This window comes from Paenibacillus sp. CH40 (assembly GCF_024213605.1).
Lineage (GTDB): Bacteria > Bacillota > Bacilli > Paenibacillales > Paenibacillaceae > Paenibacillus > Paenibacillus polymyxa_B.
This window is the reverse complement of sequence record NZ_JANAVQ010000008.1, coordinates 60,737-80,329: the sequence shown is the minus strand read 5'-3', so window position 1 is coordinate 80,329 and position 19,593 is coordinate 60,737. Positions and strand designations below refer to the sequence as shown.

Annotated in this window: 14 protein-coding genes and 1 riboswitch; all 14 genes read left to right on the top strand. The window is 47.4% G+C overall.

What is annotated here, in order from left to right:
• Window positions 1-155 precede the first annotated feature (155 nt).
• The 14 genes from NLX73_RS20310 to NLX73_RS20245 all read left to right on the top strand — a co-directional run bounded on the left by NLX73_RS20310 (window position 156) and on the right by NLX73_RS20245 (window position 19,359).
• Window positions 156-974 (top strand): nucleotidyltransferase domain-containing protein, encoded by an 819-nt coding sequence (locus tag NLX73_RS20310; RefSeq protein ID WP_254327156.1) that lies wholly within the window; start codon window positions 156-158, stop codon window positions 972-974.
• Between the two features lie 21 nt (window positions 975-995).
• Complete coding sequence (locus NLX73_RS20305; protein WP_254327155.1) at window positions 996-2,456, top strand: 3' terminal RNA ribose 2'-O-methyltransferase Hen1; 1,461 nt, start codon at window positions 996-998, stop codon at window positions 2,454-2,456.
• Window positions 2,453-5,062 (top strand): polynucleotide kinase-phosphatase, encoded by a 2,610-nt coding sequence (locus NLX73_RS20300; protein ID WP_254327154.1) that lies wholly within the window; start codon window positions 2,453-2,455, stop codon window positions 5,060-5,062. Before NLX73_RS20305 ends, NLX73_RS20300 begins: the two co-directional genes overlap by 4 nt.
• Before the next feature lie 20 nt (window positions 5,063-5,082).
• Window positions 5,083-5,880, top strand: a complete 798-nt coding sequence (locus NLX73_RS20295) for a TatD family hydrolase (RefSeq protein ID WP_254327153.1) — start codon at window positions 5,083-5,085, stop codon at window positions 5,878-5,880.
• Window positions 5,881-5,924: 44 nt separating this feature from the next.
• Window positions 5,925-6,034: riboswitch (TPP riboswitch) on the top strand.
• Window positions 6,035-6,283: 249 nt separating this feature from the next.
• The gene (locus NLX73_RS20290; RefSeq protein WP_254327152.1) at window positions 6,284-6,880 is read left to right on the top strand and encodes an ECF transporter S component; all 597 of its coding nucleotides are present in this window, start codon (window positions 6,284-6,286) and stop codon (window positions 6,878-6,880) included.
• Window positions 6,880-8,331: an ABC transporter ATP-binding protein gene (locus NLX73_RS20285; protein ID WP_254327151.1), complete on the top strand. Its 1,452-nt coding sequence runs from the start codon at window positions 6,880-6,882 to the stop codon at window positions 8,329-8,331. Before NLX73_RS20290 ends, NLX73_RS20285 begins: the two co-directional genes overlap by 1 nt.
• A complete protein-coding gene (locus NLX73_RS20280; RefSeq protein WP_250259305.1) occupies window positions 8,306-9,097 on the top strand; it encodes an energy-coupling factor transporter transmembrane component T family protein in 792 nt (263 codons plus the stop codon). The genes NLX73_RS20285 and NLX73_RS20280 overlap by 26 nt, the downstream gene beginning before the upstream one ends.
• 139 nt (window positions 9,098-9,236) lie before the next feature.
• Window positions 9,237-9,962, top strand: coding sequence for a methionine ABC transporter ATP-binding protein (locus NLX73_RS20275; protein WP_250259304.1), 726 nt, complete (start codon window positions 9,237-9,239; stop codon window positions 9,960-9,962).
• Window positions 9,955-10,626 (top strand): methionine ABC transporter permease, encoded by a 672-nt coding sequence (locus NLX73_RS20270; protein ID WP_250259303.1) that lies wholly within the window; start codon window positions 9,955-9,957, stop codon window positions 10,624-10,626. Before NLX73_RS20275 ends, NLX73_RS20270 begins: the two co-directional genes overlap by 8 nt.
• Window positions 10,627-10,903: 277 nt before the next feature.
• Window positions 10,904-11,761: a MetQ/NlpA family ABC transporter substrate-binding protein gene (locus NLX73_RS20265; protein ID WP_061830605.1), complete on the top strand. Its 858-nt coding sequence runs from the start codon at window positions 10,904-10,906 to the stop codon at window positions 11,759-11,761.
• A gap of 345 nt (window positions 11,762-12,106) precedes the next feature.
• Complete coding sequence (locus NLX73_RS20260; RefSeq protein ID WP_061830603.1) at window positions 12,107-12,526, top strand: hypothetical protein; 420 nt, start codon at window positions 12,107-12,109, stop codon at window positions 12,524-12,526.
• A 15-nt stretch (window positions 12,527-12,541) separates the two neighbouring features.
• Window positions 12,542-17,509: a DUF4132 domain-containing protein gene (locus NLX73_RS20255; protein ID WP_254327150.1), complete on the top strand. Its 4,968-nt coding sequence runs from the start codon at window positions 12,542-12,544 to the stop codon at window positions 17,507-17,509.
• 230 nt (window positions 17,510-17,739) lie between these two features.
• The gene (locus NLX73_RS20250) at window positions 17,740-18,234 is read left to right on the top strand and encodes a GNAT family N-acetyltransferase (protein WP_254327149.1); all 495 of its coding nucleotides are present in this window, start codon (window positions 17,740-17,742) and stop codon (window positions 18,232-18,234) included.
• A 141-nt stretch (window positions 18,235-18,375) separates the two neighbouring features.
• On the top strand, window positions 18,376-19,359 hold the full coding sequence (locus NLX73_RS20245) for a Gfo/Idh/MocA family protein (protein WP_254327148.1): 984 nt from the start codon (window positions 18,376-18,378) through the stop codon (window positions 19,357-19,359).
• The last annotated feature ends 234 nt before the right edge of the window (window positions 19,360-19,593 follow it).

The following is a 19,593-nucleotide window of genomic DNA, read 5'->3' as shown; positions in this document are numbered from 1 at the left end:
GAAATAAGAAGCAATACATAACAGAAGGGTGATGCAACATGTTTGGACGGGAGAGGAAACGGCTATGCGTCTTCGCCGCTTATTAATAGATGAAACGGATGAGACGATTAGAGAACAGATTCGGGAAATACTTTAATGATAAGGGAGGGAACAACATGACAGATGTGAAGCATGGGCAGGGTTTCATTCAACCAGAAATGCGTGAAACGATTTTGCGTGAGCTGCGCGCGTTGGAGCAGGAGGAGCAAATACGTATTATATACGCCTGTGAATCAGGCAGTCGGGCATGGGGGTTTCCTTCACAGGACAGTGACTATGATGTACGATTTATCTATGTAAGACCCAGAGAATGGTATTTGTCTATTTTTGATAAGCGGGATGTGATTGAGCGGCCAATCAGCAATTTGCTGGATATGAACGGCTGGGATTTGAAAAAGGCACTCCATTTGTTTCGCAAATCCAATCCGCCTTTGCTGGAATGGCTGCAATCTCCGATTCCCTATCTGGAGCAGTATTCAGTGGCTGACCAGATTCGTGCGATATCGCCGTTAACCTTCTCTCCGAAGTCCTGTATGTACCATTATCTGAATATGGCGCGAGGAAACTATCGGGATTATTTGCAAGGAGAGCAGGTGAAGATTAAAAAGTATTTTTACGTGCTGCGCCCCCTGCTGGCCTGTGGCTGGATTGAACGTTACAACAGCATGCCTCCGATTGAATTTGGAGACTTGCTAGAGGAATTAATTCCGTCAGATACAGAACTTTATCAGGTGATCGGGCATTTGCTGCAACGTAAAAAAGCGGGCGAGGAACTGGATATTGAGCCACAGCTTTCGGTGGTGAATGATTTTATCCAGCAGCAAATTGCTTATTTTGAACAAAAGGCGCCCTTGCTTCAGCATGTGGAGAGTGGACGGGATCAGCAGTTGGATGATTTGTTCCGCGCTGCGGTGAATGAAGTATGGAAAGCATAAGCTGGGAAGGAGAAGTGGAGTATGCACATCACGCTAAAAGCAACTGGAATCCATGCAGGGATGATTTCGCATTTGCTTGCTAAGAATCCTTACAATACGTATGATCGCACAGAAAAAGGCGCACGTGTACGCATGGTGTACACCGTTTTTACCGAGGAAGAGGCTGAAATCGTCATTCAGGCCTCGCCAGATTCGATTGATTTGGTCAAAAACAGTCCAGACAGCTATGACATTACACAATATATTAATGACCGGGAGTTTGTAACCAGCAGCTTATTTTGCACTTATATTCGTGGCTCGCTTGGCACGGCCCTGAACGGCAAACCCAAGGAAGACTATGTAGGATGGGTGACGCACCCTTTCGCGCTGGAGTTATCGTTTGGGCCCGTTGCTTCGGATTTACCGGATTCTGTGGTGGAGGGACTATTTGCTCCGCTGGGTTATCAAGTGGCCATAGAACGAGGGAAAGCGGATTATTCTTTTCAGCTGAAAAATCGAAGCACCGTCAGATATGTCACGTTAAGTGGTCATCAGACGGTGCAGTATGCGTTGCGTCAGTTATTGCTGTTGATTCCGGTGCTGGATAATTATAAGCACTACTATATTAGTGAAGAAGAGTTTGACAAGCTGAGACGTTACGGTGAGGGCTGGCTGCCAGAGCATCCGCTACGCGAGCTCATCATTCGACGCACGCTGCGTTTTACCAATCTGATTGAGCAATTTGAGCGATCTGATTCTGTTTCTGCTGAAACAACAGGTACAAAAAAACACATTGAAAAGGATACTGTCCAAGCTCAAAAGGATAAGCACGAACAGGTTCAACAGCAAGAACAGCCACAGGAGGAAGGGAAGCAGCAGCCTACTGTACGGCTGAATGAACTGCGATATCAAGCCATTATGGACGTGATTCGCAAGTTGCCTCGAAGACAGAAAATCGTAGATTTTGGTTCAGGGGAAGGGAAGCTATCGGCTCGGATGGCCCGAATGACGGGCATTGAAGAGATTTGGGCGGTCGAGCCGTCTGCGTATGCACAAGTGAGAGCCATGGAGCGTTTTGCCAAGCTGGAAAGGCATGCTGACGCGATCAGCCCTACACCCATGATGGGTTCTCTCTTTTATTATGATGAACAATTGCGGGGCAAAGATGTGATGATTCTATGTGAGGTCATTGAGCATGTGGATGAGCATCGTCTGAACCGGGTGATGAAGACGATTGTGACAGAGTATCAGCCGGGCGTGCTGATCGTGACGACTCCCAATCGTGAATATAATGAAGTGTATCGTATGAATCAGCAAGAGCTGCGGCATGGCGATCATCGTTTTGAATGGAGTAGAAGCGAGTTTCAGGAACGATGTGAGCAGTGGATTGCGGAAGCTCCTTATTCGGTAGCGCTGAAGGGGATCGGAGAAGAGGTCGAAGGCTTTGGACAACCGACCCAAATGGCTATATTTACGCGCAGAAAGGAGCAGAAGGAAGCATGAGCAATTCATCCAAACGTACGATTCATTTACCGTATGCTGGACTGGTTGTGTTGGTTGGGGCCTCCAACAGTGGCAAAACCACATTATTGGACAGGCTGGTGAGCGAAGGGATTCTACTGGAGACGGAAGTGGTATCCTCGGATCATTTTCGCAAGCTGGTCGGAGATACGGAATTTATAGACTGGAGTGGACTTCCAAGGCTGGAATCGGATGTACTGTTCTATGAGTATCAGCAAATGTCAGCCAAGGCGTTTGAGGCGATGGATACGATTCTGGCTATGCGCTGTCGCTTGAATAAACTGACGGTTGTGGATGCCACCCATTTGTATGCTGAGGATCGTCAAAAATATGTACAGCTGGCAGCCAAGGCGCATGTTCCTGTTATGGCCTGGGTACTGGATGTACCCGAAGCTGTGCTGCTGGAACGGGATTTAGGCAGGGAGCATCCGCGTGGCCGCCAACGGGTCAAGCAGCAGGCACAGCTGTTAAAGCGGAACCTGCGTGGTATCCGTGAGGAAGGCTTTAACGCTTGCTATATCCTTAAGGATATAGAAGAAATGAATTTTGTCCGCCGTGCGCAGCCACTATTTCATGAGATTGGCTCAGGTATTGACATCATTGGTGATATCCATGGGTGCTACCGTGAGATGCTGGAAGTGATAGAGCAGCTAGGATATACGGAAGATACGGAAGGACTATACCATCATCCAGATGGCAGAAGACTGGTATCTGTCGGGGACGTAATGAGCCGTGGCCCAGAATCGTTACAAGCGGTGCAGTTCTGGAAAAAGCACGTGGATGCCGGACTAGCGTATATGATTGACAGTAATCATGGCTGGAAAATCGGCCGTTATCTCGATGGAAGAAAGGTGACTCTCAGTCATGGGGATGAACGATTTGCAGAGGAACTGGCCCAGTATGAACAAAAAGCGGGCAAGGCAGCGGCGGAGCAGCTTAGAAGTGAGTTGAGAGATTTTCTGCTACATGCACCTTCTCATCTTATTTTTGGCAGAAATGGATTGCGACACGTGGTCGTGGCTCATGCCGGGATTAAGGATCATTTTATTGGCAAAAAGTCGGCACGTATTTCTGATTATTGCCGCTATGGAGATACGGAGGGGCAGGATGCGAACGGAAAACCGATCCGCAAGGATTGGTTCGTAGACCATGAATCGGGAGAAATAGTAGTATGGGGACATGATCCGAGACCGCAGCCTACCCTTGTGAATCAGACGGTGAATATTGATCAGGGTGTGGTATTTGGCGGTATGCTGACCGCTTATCGTTATCCGGAAAAGGAATTTGTCAGCGTTCCGGCACATGAGAACTATGCGAATGATCCCGATAGCCCACTTGTCCGGTGGCAGAGAAAACGGTTTTCCCCGCCGAATTTACGCAAGCTCATCGCTGGTTACAGTGTGCTGACGGAATCGTATGGCGAAGTGCGCGTACAAGGAGAATGGATCAAATCCGCTATAGATACCGTGTCACATGTGACTGTACCCATGGAGGAGCTGGTGTATATTCCACCGACGATGAGTCCTGCTCCAGCGGTGTCTGCAGAGGCAGGATATCTGGAGCATCCACGTGAGGCGCTGGCTTATTATCGTGGGCAAGGAGTACAAACGATGGTGGCCGAGAAAAAACATATGGGTAGCCGGGCTATTTTGCTATTATTCAAAAACGAACAGGCTGCTGTTCAATATGTAGGCTACCCGACATTGGGCACGATCTACAGTCGGAGCGGGAGAGCTTTCTTTGAACAAAGCCTTGGGAAGCAAGTGCTGGAGAAGCTGAATGTGGATCTACGGACTACTGGATATTTTGAACGGAACCAGACGGATTTTGTGTTGCTGGATGCGGAAATTGTACCGTGGAATCTCAAGGCTCGGGAACTGATTGCTGCACAGTATGCCCATGTGGGGGAAGCAGCTCTGCTGGATCGCAGTAAGCTGGTAGACAAGCTGAAGCAGGCAGAGGTTGCAGGCCGAGAGGTTGGAGACTGGTTGGAGGAAATGGAACAGAAGTACGCGAATGCCGTAACGTTTCAAGAGGCTTTTCAAAAATATTGCTGGGATGTGGACGGTCTGGATGAAATTCGTATCGCACCGTTCCATACGCTGGCACACAGCGGAAAGACTTTTTTCGACCATTCTCATATTTGGCATATGGAGCAAAACCGTGAGCTGGCTGGGCTGTCTTCCCTGTTTATGGAGACAGAGTATCGCGTGATCACGGACGAAGCAAGCGAGGAAGAGGTCATTCGCTGGTGGAACGAGATGACAGAGGATGGTCATGAGGGGATTGTGATCAAACCGGAACGCTTTTTGATGAAAAATCGGGACAAGATGATTCAGCCTGCAATCAAGGTGAGAGGCCGGAAGTATTTGTACATCATTTACGGTATGGACTATCTTGCCCCTGAGAATTTAAAGCGTCTGAAGCAGCGTCGAACGAACAAAAAGGAGCGTCATGCCCTGATGGAAGGAGCGCTTGGTATGGAAGGCGTGGAACGTTTTGTCCGCAAGGATACGGTAGATCGTATTCATGAATGCGTCCTTGCCGCGCTATCGCTGGAATCGGAGCCGATTGATCCGAGATTGTAGTTTGCGAAGGAGGGATTGAGATGGAAAGGGGTACACCGTTAATTGATATTGGTGTGAACTTGATGCACCGTTCGTTTCATGCAGATCGGGAACAGGTGGTAGAGAGAGCCGCGGCTGTAGGAATTTCACCGCTGATTATTACCGGGACCAGTGTCCGCAGCAGTCGGGAGGCTTCTCAGTATGCAGCACGTTATCCGGGCAAGCTGTATGCGACAGCTGGCGTGCATCCCCATGATGCCAAAGACTGCAACGCAGACACGATTCAGCAGCTCCGCCAGTTGGCAGGTCAGCCGCAGGTTGTATCCATAGGGGAATGCGGATTGGACTATAACCGTGATTTTTCGCCACGTGATGTGCAGCGTCGATGGTTTGGGGAGCAAATCCAACTGGCGGGTGAGCTGAATATGCCGTTATTTCTGCATGAACGAGATGCACATGAGGACTTTGTCGCTATGCTTCGGGAGTATCAAGGGCTTGTGGATAAAGCGGTAGTGCATTGTTTTACTGGCACTGAACAGGAATTGCATACGTATGTAGAAATGGGACTGTATATCGGGATCACCGGCTGGATTTGCGACGAACGGCGTGGCAAACATCTGCGTGAACTGGTCAGAGATATTCCCTTGGACCGTCTGATGATTGAAACGGATGCTCCATTTTTGACCCCGCGTAATTTGCCCGTGAAGCCCAAAGAAGGGCGTAATGAGCCCGTGTATCTCGCTCATATTGCTGCTACGGTTGCCGAATGTACAGGTCGAAGCATGATGGAGATCGAAATCGCGACGACGGAGACAGCCAAACGTTTCTTCGGATTATAGGATTGTCAAAGCCATAGATGTGGTATATATTATAGTGAATTAAAAGAGCATTGTCGGGAGCTTGAGAAAGTCAGGCTGAGAGGGTGGCCCTTGCCACTGACCGTAAAATCTGATCTGGGTAATGCCAGCGTAGAGAAACCAAGAACACTATACAGGAATGCCGCTTGTTTTGCGGTTGTCGATAGATTCAATGTATGTCCTAGCATTTTACCTTGACCCTGACTTTGGCTTGGTATCAGTGTAGTAGCTTAGACTACTGGTTATATAAGGCATATCGACGAATGATGTTTTGTATGGTGCTTCACCTTTTACTGCGCATAAAGCTTGCCTGGAGATTCAGCTCCAGACAAGCTTTTTTTATGGCCAAGAGGCCAATTATAAGGAAAAAGGGGAGCACGCAATAATGAATACTGCTGTAAGAGCGTCCAAAGGGTTGAAGCTGACTGATATTTTGGTCACGATTGTGATATCTGTTGTGTTCGGGTTGGTCTACAAAATATGGGGACCTGCCTATGATTTGATGAAACCATTTGGTCTACACGCCGAGCAACTGATGTATGGCATGTGGTTTATGGCAGGCACGTTTGCTTATCTCATCATTCGCAAGCCGGGTGTTGCGATTTTGGCAGAGGTGGCAGCGGCAACGGTCAGCGCTTTTTTGGGAAGCGAATGGGGCATGTCCACCTTGTACTATGGCCTGCTGCAAGGCTTGGGAGCGGAGCTGTTTTTTGCAGCTTTTCTGTATCGGAACGCAAACCTGTGGGTTGCTTCGTTAGCTGCGGCCGGGGCGGCTGTCACTTCTCTGATTTTAGACTTCAGTTACGGGTATATTGATCAGCTATCGACCTGGAACTATGTTTTGTATATTGGATTTCGGATGATTGGCAGTATTGTGATTGCCGGGGTATTCGCGTTCTATCTGGCTAAGGCATTGGAGGTAACCGGAGTTACACAAAGTTTGAGACCTGCAACGGAACAAGATTATAAGGGGCTGGATTGATGAGCCGGGCAACCGAAGATGTGGTGGCTTCGATCACCCGTCTACGGTTGAAATTCCCTGGTGAGCAAGAGCTGCTTTTTCACAATATGTCTTTGTCTGTCCACAAGGGGGAAAAGCTGCTGCTACTGGGACCGAGTGGATGCGGTAAATCAACACTGCTCCAAGTGTTAAGCGGTCTGATTCCACGCACGATAGAAGTGCCCATGAAATGCGATGCTGCTGTAATCCCAAGTGTCTCAGGTATTGTATTTCAAGATCCTGATACGCAGTTCTGTATGTCATATGCAGACGAGGAACTGGCTTTTGTGTTGGAAAATAATCAGATTCCCCGGGAACAGATGCAATCCCGTATTCGCGAGCTGCTGATACAGGTTGGTCTATCGACGGATGATATACACATGCCCATTGGCAACATGTCACAGGGAATGAAGCAGCGTCTGGCGATTGCGTCTGTGCTGGCTATGGAGCCAGAAGTGCTTTTTTTGGATGAGCCCACGGCTTTGTTGGACGAGGAAGGCACCACACAGGTATGGGATACCATTCGCAACATTTCGGTAGACCAAACGCTGGTGATCGTAGAGCATAAAATTAATGAAATCGTCCACGATGTGGATCGGATTGTAGTGCTTTCTGCTCAAGGGGAGATCATTGCGGATGGAAGGGCGGAAGAAGTATTTCATGTGCATCGGCAGGCATTGTCCGAGTATGGCGTGTGGTACCCGGGAGTATGGAATGAATCGTCTTCGCCACGTTGGAGTGAATCAGTGACACAACAGAGTGGTGCGGGGACTGATTTGCTGGAGCTGGAACATTTTAGCGGCCTCCGCAGTTTAAGTCCAGTGATTTATGTGGAGCATGCGCAGGTGAAGCCTGGCGACTGGATTGGCGTGGTCGGTGAAAACGGGGCTGGCAAAAGCTCGCTGCTGCTCTCCATGATGCGTTTACTTCGCACACAGGGACGTTATAGCGTGCGCGGAATTGAGGCAGGCAGTACGGAACAACTGGCAGAGCGTATCGGGTTCGCATTTCAAAATCCCGAGCTGCAATTCGTAGCGCATACCGTACGAAAGGAACTAGAGTATTCGTTACCGAAGAGCTTGTTTAGTGCTGAACAGTGCCGGGAGCGGGTGGATCGGATGCTCGTACAGTTCGGATTGGAGCGGCTGGACGAGCGTCATCCGTATCAGCTTTCATTAGGCCAAAAAAGACGGTTGAGTATTGCTACGGCCATGATCCGTGAGCCGGAAGTGCTGCTGCTGGATGAGCCGACTTTTGGTCAGGATGCGCGTAATACCTTTGTCATGCTGGATATGTTGGAGCAGCTGAGAGCAGCAGGCACGGCCATTGTGATGGTCACGCATGACCCGGAAATTGTCCGTCGATATTGTACCAATATATGGCGGATTCAGAAAGGGGAACTACAGTATGAACCTGTCCTTTCCCCATCATAAAACATGGCTGCATCGCGTGAATCCGGGCTTAAAGCTCGTGTTGTTTTCCATACTGTTTGTGGTCGTTATAGTCATTCATGATCCGAATGTCATGTTTAATGTTGCGTGTACTATGTTGCTGCTGCTTGTCTGGTCAGGCCATCCATGGAAGAGGCTGCTGCTGTACGGTTCTCCCTTTATATTGGTGTTTATTTCAACTTCAACGGGCATGATGATGTTCGGCAAAGGGGTGACGACCTGGTGGTCATGGGGCTTGATCCATGTGACGCAGGAAAGCTTTTACCGAGGCATGCATCTGGGCTTTCGTGCGCTGAGTATGGCTGCGGTAGGGTTGCTGTTTGGTTTAACGACTCGTCCGGTGGACCTTTTTTATTCACTGATGCAGCAATGGAGGCTCCCTCCGAAGTATGCGTACAGCTTCTTGGCAGCCATGCGGTTAATGCCCACGATGGTGGAGGAATTCCAGGCATTGAGACAAGCACACCGCATTCGAGGCTTACATCAGCATGTGTCCAAATGGAATATGTATGCCACACTCCGCAGATATGCGATTCCGCTGCTCGCTCAAAGTATCCGGCGTGCGCAGCGCATTGCTATTGCTATGGAAGCCAAGGGTTTTGCTAATGAAACCAAGCGCACGTATTATTATGCGATTGGCTATTCGGCTGTAGATATTTTATTTGTTTTCTATTTTGTGGTGATGCTTACGCTGGCTTGGGGACTCGGTATCCGCTTTCCTTATGTAGGGGTATGGGATGTACGTTAATTGTTGTCAAAATGCTTTGCCCGTTTTCTGCTCTGTGGTATATTAATGCAATGGGAATTGACGGCTCGTACAGACCCGCCCGGGCTGGCGGGCTTATTACATTTTCCCGCAGAAATGGATCATCAGGAGGCCAAGTTTCATGATTACGCTGCATCAGGTAAGCAAGCATTATACCACCTCAAGCGGCCAATTTCATGCGGTTCAATCCGTGTCCCTTCAAGTGGAGGAGGGGGAAATTCACGGTATCATAGGTGCCAGCGGTGCCGGCAAGTCTACGTTGCTCCGGTTGATGAATGTATTGGAAAGGCCGGATGAGGGAAACGTGGTTGTAAACGGGGAAGAGCTGACTCGCATGCCGGAAAAACGTCTCCGAGAAGCGCGGCGATCCATAGGGATGATTTTTCAGCATTATCATCTTGTTCACAATCGGACGGTCAGTGGAAATGTGGCAATGCCGTTAGAGCTGGCAGGTGTCGCGAAAAAAGAGAGAGCGGAACGTGTGCGCGAATGCCTGCAATTCGTCGGTTTAGCTGATAAAGCAGAACAGTATCCGGCACAACTGAGCGGAGGCCAAAAGCAACGTGTGGCGATAGCCAGAGCGCTGGCGAATCGACCTGCGGTGCTGCTGTGTGATGAGCCAACCTCGGCGCTTGATCCGCAGACGACCGCGGATATTTTGGGCGTGTTACGGGAGATCAACCGTGAACTGGGAGTTACCATTGTAATCGTAACGCACGATATGGACGTGGTACGCAATATTTGTACCCGTGTATCAGAAATGCGAGATGGGCAACTACTTTCAACGCAGCGTGTAGCTGACACTGCGGTAGGTTCAACAGCGGGAGCAGGTGAAGCTGATGAATGAAATGCTGAGCATCATTGCGCAATATCAGTCTGAGATATGGAAAGCCATCGGAGAGACGTTTATCATGGTGGGGATTTCTATCGCAGCAGCTGTACTGTTAGGGCTTCCGGCAGGAACGATTTTGTATTTGTGTGGTAAAGGGCAAAAATATGAAAATCGACTGCTGTTCACCCTATTGAACAGTGTGGTCAATGTTATCCGCTCATTCCCGTTTTTGCTGCTCGTCGTGTTTATGATTCCATTTACACGTCTGGTCGTAGGGACGGCGCTGGGCACGATGGCTGCAACGGTTCCCTTGTCAGTGGTGGCCATCGCCTATTATTCGAGGCTGGTGGAGCAATCATTGCTCGAGGTGCCCAAGGGTGTAATTGAAGCCGCTACTTCTATGGGGGCATCCACCCTCCAGCTGATTTTTAAATTTCTGTACGTGGAGGCTCGTTCCGGGCTTGTACTGGGTTTGACCACGTCCACCATTAGCTTCATCTCCTACTCCACGGTGATGGGCATTGTGGGCGGCGGCGGGGTAGGCGATTTTGCCATCCGCTACGGTTACCAGCGCTTTGAAACAGGCTTGATGGCGTTCACCATCGTTGTCATGATTATTTTCGTACAAACGATCCAGTTCACCGGAAGCAGCATATCCCGCCGGATCGACAAGCGGTAAGGTGGAATTGTAACTTTCACTATACTTGCACAACTCACTATGGGAAATAAAAATGACTTTACAGTACCTCAAAAGCGGAGCGGGCAGAATTGTTCTGGAGAAGCGTCAGCGTTCGCCTTTGAAATGGGATTCTAACCTATACATCACTTTATAAATCAGAGAGAATCCCATTTCAACAGCGATCGTAAGATCAAATCATTCGCGAAGCGGCTGCGGCTCCCACTGTAACTCATTTTTTATCTTCCTAATCACAATTTACTTGGAGGTTCCTCATCAAATGAGTCGGAAAAACAACATGAAAACGAACTTGAAATTACTTACACTATTTGCTGTCGTTATGCTACTGGTTGCCGGATGCGGTGGTCAAAAGCAGGCTGCTCCAGAAACACAGTCTAAAGAAGCAAATTCCCAAAAAGAAGTGACCTTGAAAGTAGCAACGCTAATCCCACCGATGACAGATGTGCTGGATATCGTGAAGCCGCTGCTTAAACAGGACGGAGTCAATCTGGAAATCGTCGTACTTTCAGACAATATCCAACCGAACAACGCATTGGCAAGCCGGGAAGTAGATGCTAACTTCTTTCAGCATGCTCCTTTTATGCAACAATATAATGAAAGCAACAAGTCTGATTTGGTGGCGATAAAACCTATTTACAACGCCATTTACGGCGCGTACTCCAAAAAATACAAGAACGTTAAAGACCTGCCGGAAGGTGCGACTATTGCCATTGCCAATGACCCGGCCAATACTGGACGTTCTTTAGTAATGATGGAGCAAAATGGTTTGATCAAGCTTAAAGAAGGTGTAGGCTATAATGCTACACAGGCCGATATTATTGAGAATAAGAAAAAGTTTGTGTTTAAAGAAGTGGATTTGTTGATGCTGGCGCGGTCACTGGATGATGTGGACATGGCTGCCATGTATCCCGCATATGCCAAGCCGCTCGGTCTGACACCGAAGAAGGACGCGCTGATTACCGAAAAAGACGATACGCACTTTGCTATTAATCTGGTAGCGCGTAAGGATAATGCAGATTCCGATGCTATTCAAAAGCTGGCAAAGCGAATGACTGGACCGGAAGTACGTAAATTTTTTGAGGACAATTACAAGGATAGCGTTGTTCCAGCATTTTAAATAAATAAGTATGTTGAAACATCGTTTTATGATGAAATACGACCTGTATAATGGAAGGAAGTCTGTGAAGAGCAGATGGTCTCCCTTGTGCAGGTCTTTTTTTCATCCTTAATATGGAAAGGAATTATCGAAAACAGGGTATAAAGTCTTATTTTTTAAGGTTTTAGGGTGTTGCACCGCTGCGAATTTTGGTCATAAAGGGCGATGGAGTAATGATAAGGAACATATTAAAATAAAAATACGAACAAACATTCGTTTTCGATTTTGTTAACGGTGTTTTTATATGGGTCAAAAAATTCAGCTGACAACGGGCCAAAAGCGTGAATAAAAAGGAAGGGGAATGACATGAAGCTGTTTGTAACTGTAAAAAGTCTGGGAAAGCGCAAGCCCGCACTCGCACGACAGGAAATAGAGCTGAGTCCTGCTCCAGAAACATTGCGAGATTTGATTACTGCAACCGTTGCTCTGAATGTTCAAAAGCTGCGGGAAAAGCAGGAGAGTGTCGCGCTGATTCCGTTCCTTACGGGAGAAGAAGTTCAGGCACAAGGCGAGATAGGCAAAGTAGGATTCGGTTCCATATATAATGATGGTGTCCCGGATATTAAGGATGCCGTGAACACGGCGATGCAGGCATTTGAAGATGGTTTATACAGAGTTTTTGTGTGTGACGAGGAAACTATTGAACTGGATGCCCCTTTGTCACTTAAGGATGGGAATGAGATTGTATTTATACGCTTCACAATGCTGGCTGGAGGCCTATGGTAGAGGGGGAAACGAAATATGCATCAAGAGAACAATGAGCAAGAATATTTCACCACACTGAAGGAGCGCGCGGCGCAACTGGATGGACCACAACAGGAATTGGCTCAGTATGTTGTGGAACTGGGTAAGCTTCATTACATACAGGAGAACGAGGAGCCATTTAACGAATGTCAGCGAATATTAAAAGAACGGGCGACAGAAAGCGGAGAACCGCTGTTTAAGCCACTGACAGAGGTATTACGTGCTCTAATTGGACAAACGGCGGGCGATGTATTTGCCCATCTAACAGAGCATGTGACTGAATATCCATACAGCACAGGGTATGCGCGAAAACCGTTTCGCACTTCGGATATTACGGCCCATACTTCCCGGATTTATAAAAGAATGGTGCAGTTGATTCGAATGGACTGTATCGGGTTCTCCGTAATGGATTATTTAACAAAAAAGGATTATGAACCAGGCAGGGATTACCGGATTCAGGAAACGATTGGTGACTGGATTGCTTATGAGCTGGATAACGGTAATTCGCAGGTGCTTGAGGCGTTAAAAGCTATTATTTATGGGGATAATCAGGCGGCGTTACTTACGCGCAATATGATTAAAGGCATGCTCCTGAGTCATCAGGAGGAGAATTATCGCATGATCGGCGAGCTCTTGGCAGCCGCCAAGCTCCAGGAGGGATTGCGCCAAAGTATCGTGGAACAAATGGATGAAGGAACCCCAGAGGCTCTAATATATCTGTTAAAGGTGATCATCGACCAAGGCTTCATTCGTTACAGTTCGGTGGTGCGGGCGCTTGCAGTATGGACGGGCATGGGCTTGGAATCCGCCAATCAGCGGGTCGTTCGCCAACTGATCGAGCAGGCATATGAAGCATTGACTCGTAGCGAACTGCGCCAGGAATGGCTGATCAGCTCAAATGCTAATGAAGTTTATATGAGTTTGTGGGCTACGGCAGTACATGAGGAACGTGATTTGTATGGACAGGTTCGAAAACTCATGGAGCAAGGAGCAACCTACCAGAAGATCGTAGCACTGTATGTACTGTCTAACAGTGACAACAAGGATGTACGCCTCGGAATTGCGAGAGAATATCTGGATGAAACGGACCAAGAGCTTCAATATTGGATACTGACGAACTATACAAGCAATTATTTTTATGAATGGGTAGAAGGCGGGACGGTCGCGGATCGGATCGTTAAAGTGGTGCGTACTCCTTTGCTGGAGAGCAAAGAGGAGCGGCGTAAGGATTTTGAACGACTTCATAACCTGTTTGTACATATGAAAAAGGGTGAGTCCACCGAGCCCTCCAAGGTACTGGATTTTGTTAATCTGTATCACCGCTCAGATGCACCTATTCAAAAAATGCTGTATCTCGCTGGTTATGATATGGATGCTTCCTGGATTGGGGAAATCATAGCCTTAAAGGAACAGATTAGCCCTAATCTGCGTGGCGAACTGTTGAACCATTTTGTGCAAAAACCTGAGGATGCGGTACAACGTGATTTTATTTTTTCCAGTTTGTCTGACAAAAGTATGAGTATCCGTGAGTTCGCTGTGGCCAAGGCGCGTAAGCTGACGCTGTCGGAACCAGAAATGCAACAAATGGAAGCCTTATTAAAGCTCAAGACGGGATCATTGCGCCAAAGTGTCATTGGTGTGTTGCTCTCACAATCGGAAGAGCCGCTCGCTGGCTCATTGGAACGCTTGCTGCGTGCTAAGGCGGAGCTGCAACGATTGGGTGGACTGGAAGTATTGACGAAGATATATGCAGACCCGGATCGTGCCGAACAGTATGAAAGCCTGCGGACTTTGGCGGATATCATTCAGCAACCTACAGCCAAAGAGGAGCAACTGCTGTCCAAGCTGGGACAGGAGGATGCTTATACAGGGGCTAACGGTTTTGGACTGTACGATCCGAATGTCAAGGAAGCTTGGTTGGAAGAGAAAGTTGATCTGGGTGATTTTCGATTGGCCGATGTTTTTGTTAGTCCATTGGAGAAGCTCAAGCAGTTCTTGAGTGGACTGGACGAGCTTGTTCATCATCATCGTGATGTGGAATATACTGCGGAGTATTATTCGGGCTACAAAGATACATTGCTTATTGGGACGAACCTTCGCCCTCTACGGCTGGTTCAGATCGATGAAGAAGTAGATTCCAGACTGTCTTTATATCCTCTCTATGAGGAGTGGGACCGTTATTTGCAGGAAAGCGGCATGGAAGCGCGTGAACTGCTGGAGCTTGTTTTTTATGACCGATTAGAGCCTATGGACCGAACGCTGGATCGCTATTATCGATACTTTTCTTTTAACATGGACTATTCAGAACAAAGCAAGCACAAGCTGCTGGAAGGATGGCGTAAAGATTTCGCTGAGCAATTGTATCCTTTGGATCGCATTAACGAGGTACAGAAGTGGATGGCAGAGCTGACCTATTCCGATCAGGTAAGCACATTAGTTAATGCTTATTTTATGGACACATCCGGTGACCAAACATTTGACGTAATTGACCTTGCTTTAAATTCACTAATGCAAGGCATGCCTAAGGACAGACCTGAAGAAGACATGGGAATGCTCCATCTATTGTCTGGCCCGTGGGTGGCACTGGAGAAGGGGCAGGTCCATGATGATGAGTCCTTTAAGCGCTTTTTCCATACCTTTGTGAACTACGCAGAACTGCCAGGAGCGGAAAATCGTTTTTATTCTCCGCTGGATCTGGAGGATTACTTCAAAGCATATGAAAAAGGGTTGATTGGTGTAGGTGAAGTGTATCGGGAGCTGCTGGCTGGTAGTGAAAGCAGAAGACATATGAGTTCCTTAACCAATGCCCGCAATACATGGATTTCTAGCAGACCAGAATTTTTGGAGATACGTCGTACGGTTATTGATCGACTGCTAGAGGTTGAATTGGTTCGAGGCGATTTGCCTACCGAGGCTACGCCAAAGGTTATGGGCTTGAGCCAATTTGAAGGTATGGATTATTTCATCCGTATTCTGGAGGGTCTCGACAAGGAAACGTTTGTGCGTGGTTATGTGTACGGCTACGGTGATCGTATTACCAAAAAGGAATCGTTCAGCCACTTGCTCAAGGCATGTTATCCGAGTGATGGCGAGGATGCCACGTTGCTCAAGGAAAAGCTGAAGAACACTAAAATTACAGATAAACGTCTGCTGGAGGCGGCTATGTATGCACCGCAGTGGATTGAGATTGTAGCAGACTATCTCGGTTGGGAAGGGCTTCGCAGTGCGGCATGGTATTTCCATGCGCATATCAATGAAGGTTTTTCGGCCGAGAAGGAAACGATTGTAGCTCATTACTCGCCGATTGCTCCACAAGATTTTAATGATGGTGCCTTCGATATTCACTGGTTTCATGAGGCCTATGAGACGTTGGGCGAGGAACGTTTTGACCTGCTGTACGATTGTGCCAAGTATATTTCGGCTGGAGCCAATCATCGTCGATCCCAGTTGTTTGCAGATGCGACGCTGGGTAAGCTCAAACGGAGTGAAATGGAAAAATCAGTGGAGGACAAGCGAAACAAAGACCATTTGCTGACCTACAGTCTGATTCCACTTGCTCAGCCGCCTGAACCAGATATACGCGAACGTTATGATTTTATCCAGAGGTTTCTGGAACAAAGCAAAAAATTCGGCGCACAGCGTAAGGCCAGTGAGGGACTCGTTTCACGGATTGCGCTCGGGAATTTGGCACGTAACGCAGGCTATGATGACGTAACCCGTCTCGTATGGGATATGGAAGCTCGTAAGCTGGATGATCTTCGGTCTTATTTTGAGCCACATGCTTTGGACGAGGCTACAACGGTGCAGCTCGTCATTGATACTGAAGGAGCGGCAGATATTGAAATTGTCAGCAAAGGCAAGATGCTAAAATCCATTCCGGCTCGTTTCAAGAAGGATGAGTATGTTACGTCGCTGAAGGAGCTTAAAGGAGATCTAGTGGATCAGTACCGCAGAGCTCGTAAAGAATTGGAACGCTCTATGGAGTCTGGTACGACCTTTATGGTGAAGGAATTGAGAGGATTGCTGGGTAATCCTGTGCTTGCTCCGTTGGTGCGGACACTGGTTTTCAAGGCTGATGATCACCTCGGATATTTTAATGAGGAAACGTTGGTATTGACGGCTCCTTTTGCTGAACAGCATACTATAGGAGAAGAGGATAAGCTGATTATTGCCCATCCCCTTCATTTGTTCGAAAGTGGTCGTTGGAGCGAATTCCAGAAGGACTTATTCGACCGCCAGATACGCCAGCCATTTAAGCAGGTGTTCCGTGAGCTGTACTTGCTGAATGCTGATGAACGTGCAAATGCGACCGTTTCCCGTCGATATGCAGGACACCAGGTACAGCCGAATAAAACGGTATCCCTATTGAAAGGTCGCCAATGGACAGTCAGCTATGAGGACGGACTTCAGAAGGTGTACTATGCTGAGAATCTGATTGCGAACCTGTATGCCATGGCGGATTGGTTCTCACCAGCGGATACCGAGGCTCCTACACTGGAGACAGTGCAGTTCTTTGATCGGACAACGTATAAGAGCGTACCGTTGGACGAAGTTCCTCCTGTTCTGTTCTCCGAAGTTATGCGGGACGTGGATCTGGTCGTCAGTGTTGCCCATGTAGGTGGCGTTGATCCAGAGGCCAGTCTGACGACCATTGAAATGCGTAGGGTTATTGTGCAGGAATCACTTCGCCTGCTGAAAATTAGCAATGTACGCTTGGATGGGAATTATGCACGTGTAGATGGGACTCTTGGCGAATATGCTGTGCATCTGGGAAGCGGGGGTGTCTACAAGCAAGCGAAGGGAGCACTGCATATTATCCCGGTGCATTCGCAGCATCGTGGACGCATCTTCCTGCCGTTTCTGGACGAGGACCCAAGAACAGCTGAGATTCTATCCAAAGTTGTGTTGTTGGCCGAGGATCAGAAGATCAAGGACCCGCAAATTCTTACACAGCTTCAAGCGTAGAATAGAATTCTGATATATATAGATTCATAATTAACTCAACGTTCGCACCTAAACAATGATTTCGCATCCTCGACTGTGTAGGTGGAAACTTAGTTTAGTTGCGGAGGTTGAGTTATTTAATATTGAGCGTTTATCGAGCACGAATAAGGAGATATGGGTAATAATTTAGGTTCTGTAGTTTGATGGGAATCTAACAGTATAACAATTGACGATCATAGGAGAACACAACGATGTTTAATAATATCTTTCTAAAAGAGTACTCAACCGAGTATCAACCACAAGTTGTTGATTTAATTTTACATATTCAAAAAGATGAATATGGTATCGCCATAACCAAAGAAGATCAGCCAGATTTGCTTGATATTGAAAACTTTTATCAGCGTGGTAACGGCAACTTTTGGGTGGCTCTTAGTGAAGGAAACGTAGTAGGGACTATAGCTTTGTTAGATATTGGGAACCGTAAGGCAGCACTCAGAAAGATGTTTGTAAAACAAAACTATAGAGGTAAAACATTCAATGTTTCGAATCAATTATTGCATCATGCCATAGGATGGGCTAGGGAAAGGTCTATTGAAGAAATCTATCTTGGAACAACACCACAATTCGTAGCAGCTCATCGTTTTTATGAGAAGAACGGCTTTGTTAGTATAGCTCCTGGAGAATTGCCGATTGGTTTTCCAGTCATGAAAGTGGATAAAAAGTTTTACAGATACGTCATTCAATAATGGGCATAAATGAAGATGCTGCTAGGCCACAAAAGAAACCGTCGTCTAGCAGATGCTTCTTTTGTTTAGGACAGGCGTTTGCTAGAATAAAAGGGTATGTTGTAAGTCAACGTTAACCAAATTGCTGGGAGGGACACACGTATGAGCAAAAAGATTAAATGGGGAATTGTCGGCACAGGCTGGATCTCAGATCAATTTGTGGCGGATTTGGCGCATGTTACGAATGGAGAAGGGTATGCTGTTGGATCACGCACTATTGAAAGCGCTACCGAATTTGCAGCTAAGCATCAAATATCAAGGGCTTACGGGAGCTATGAGGAATTAGCACAAGATCCCGAGATAGATGCTATTTACGTAGGGACTCCTCCTCCTTTTCATAAAGAGAATGTTCTGATGGCTCTTCGGGCAGGCAAAGCAGTCTTGTGTGAGAAACCCTTCACCGTCAATAGCAAAGAATTGGAGGAAATGATCGGCTTTGCACGTGAGCGTAAGCTATTCCTGATGGAAGCAATGTGGACACGTTTTTTGCCTCCGATTCGCCAAGTGCGGGAGTGGATACATGCGGGTCTCATTGGCGAGGTAAAGCTGGTTAAGGCGGAATTTGGTTTTCGGGTAGATTGGAACCCGGAGGGGCGGCTTTTGAACCCTGAGCTGGGCGGAGGTGCTCTATTAGATGCAGGGATTTATCCGGTTTCTTTTGCTTCAATGGTCTTCGGCCCTGAACCTGAGCATGTATGGAGCACTGCTCATATCGGGGAGACAGGCGTTGACGAGACATTTTCGATCTTGCTGGATTATGGAAAAGGACGCACGGCTATGCTTAACGGGGCAGTCCGTCTCGGATTGACGAATGAGGCATACATCCATGGAACAAAGGGCTATATCCACATTCCGTCATTCCTGAACAGCACATCGGCTACTTTAGTTGTGGACGGTGAAGAGGCACAAAACTTTCAGGATGACCGATCCTCTACAGGCTATGCCTTTGAAGCAGAAGAAGTCGGGCGTTGCTTGAACGAAGGCTTGCTCGAAAGTTCTACTATTTCTTTGGATGAATCATTAGGAATTATGAAACTGATGGATCAGATTCGTTCACAGTGGGGGCTTCGGTATCCGTTTGAATAATCACATTAATTCCAGGGACCTTCCAGGTTCTCTGGAATTTTTTTGTTTGTGAGCGTTATTTTTTTATACTAGGATTTTGCAAAATCCTCATACATAAGTATTTCCAATTCCCAAATAGCGACTTTGGTCGCACGATAGGTAACGCCATATGAGTCAATCAAGAGTGGGACATATGAATCATTTTTTGTGATTTAAATTAGTTAAAAAACCGTCATTAAAAAGTTACAAAAGTGT

Excerpts from the sequence above, each read along its gene's own strand:
- NLX73_RS20310 (WP_254327156.1), top strand. The coding sequence starts at position 156 with ATGACAGATGTGAAGCATGGGCAGGGTTTCATTCAACCAGAAATGCGT.
- NLX73_RS20305 (WP_254327155.1), top strand. The coding sequence starts at position 996 with ATGCACATCACGCTAAAAGCAACTGGAATCCATGCAGGGATGATTTCG.
- NLX73_RS20300 (WP_254327154.1), top strand. The coding sequence starts at position 2,453 with ATGAGCAATTCATCCAAACGTACGATTCATTTACCGTATGCTGGACTG.
- NLX73_RS20295 (WP_254327153.1), top strand. The coding sequence starts at position 5,083 with ATGGAAAGGGGTACACCGTTAATTGATATTGGTGTGAACTTGATGCAC.
- NLX73_RS20290 (WP_254327152.1), top strand. The coding sequence starts at position 6,284 with ATGAATACTGCTGTAAGAGCGTCCAAAGGGTTGAAGCTGACTGATATT.
- NLX73_RS20285 (WP_254327151.1), top strand. The coding sequence starts at position 6,880 with ATGAGCCGGGCAACCGAAGATGTGGTGGCTTCGATCACCCGTCTACGG.
- NLX73_RS20280 (WP_250259305.1), top strand. The coding sequence starts at position 8,306 with ATGAACCTGTCCTTTCCCCATCATAAAACATGGCTGCATCGCGTGAAT.
- NLX73_RS20275 (WP_250259304.1), top strand. The coding sequence starts at position 9,237 with ATGATTACGCTGCATCAGGTAAGCAAGCATTATACCACCTCAAGCGGC.
- NLX73_RS20270 (WP_250259303.1), top strand. The coding sequence starts at position 9,955 with ATGAATGAAATGCTGAGCATCATTGCGCAATATCAGTCTGAGATATGG.
- NLX73_RS20265 (WP_061830605.1), top strand. The coding sequence starts at position 10,904 with ATGAGTCGGAAAAACAACATGAAAACGAACTTGAAATTACTTACACTA.
- NLX73_RS20260 (WP_061830603.1), top strand. The coding sequence starts at position 12,107 with ATGAAGCTGTTTGTAACTGTAAAAAGTCTGGGAAAGCGCAAGCCCGCA.
- NLX73_RS20255 (WP_254327150.1), top strand. The coding sequence starts at position 12,542 with ATGCATCAAGAGAACAATGAGCAAGAATATTTCACCACACTGAAGGAG.
- NLX73_RS20250 (WP_254327149.1), top strand. The coding sequence starts at position 17,740 with ATGTTTAATAATATCTTTCTAAAAGAGTACTCAACCGAGTATCAACCA.
- NLX73_RS20245 (WP_254327148.1), top strand. The coding sequence starts at position 18,376 with ATGAGCAAAAAGATTAAATGGGGAATTGTCGGCACAGGCTGGATCTCA.